At 37.6% G+C, this 876-nt stretch carries 1 protein-coding gene; it reads right to left on the bottom strand.

All coding sequences use genetic code 11. The annotated features are described in order from the left end of the window. On the bottom strand, positions 1–876 hold an 876-nt coding region (locus JCM9140_RS22130), incomplete at both ends, for a transposase (RefSeq protein WP_034751852.1).

Below are 876 nucleotides of genomic sequence, written 5' to 3'. Positions count from 1 at the left end.
AAAATATAGCTTATTACGAGCCTTTAAAGAGGATAGGATATTTGCTATCCTCTTTAAGTTTACGGCTAATGCCGTTAATTTTGCTTGTGTGGCCATGCTTTTAAGACCGTACCCCCTGGCACGATCTAACCCGTGAAACTGTTTCATTTCTCCGTTTTTCCCTTCTAGGGAAGCCCGTTTTTTATACTTCTCCTTAAATTCATCTGCTTTTTGTTGTTGGCTATATTCATAGAATTCAGGAGTGTTCACGCCGACTTCTAGTATTTTTCCAACTGCTTTACCTGTGATACAGTTGTCCCTTATGGGACAATTTCTACAGGTCTCTTTTTCAAAGTAATAACGGTAGGATTCTCTATGCTTTGTCTTTTTGTAATATTTTCGTATCGTATGATTCCCTTGCGCGCAGAACCACTCATCAGAATCCTTGTTATAGCTATATTTTTCTTCATCAATTCTATACGCCATTTCACTGACTGGTATGTATGCTTTTGCGTTAGTTTCTTTAATACAATCAAGTATATTTTTTCTGAAGTAGGCTTTATCTCCATATAATTCTTCGACCGTCAGGCCGGCTTTTTTGGTTTGTTCTAGAAGTTCATTGAACATTTTTCCATCAACATAGGCACCGTTCGCTACATTTACTGCTGTAATGAGAAGCTCCGGTGTCATCATATATTCTGTTTTATAGCCAAAAAAATCCTTCGTTTTTGATTTGTGACCTACTCGGGCCTCTTGGTCTACAATGGAACGAACGCCTTTGGATTCCATAAATTTTGGATCTTTCAAGATTTCTCGTGCTAGATCAATCGTAGCCTTCGTTTTTGGGTTCTTTTCTACTTCAATGATTTCTTCTACTTTTGTCATCGTTTCTTCTAA

The sequence above is a fragment of the Halalkalibacter wakoensis JCM 9140 genome (assembly GCF_000513095.1).
Classification (GTDB): Bacteria; Bacillota; Bacilli; order Bacillales; family Bacillaceae_D; genus Halalkalibacter; species Halalkalibacter wakoensis.
The sequence above is the reverse complement of the archived record's forward strand: the minus strand, read 5'-3'. Positions and strand labels throughout refer to the sequence as shown.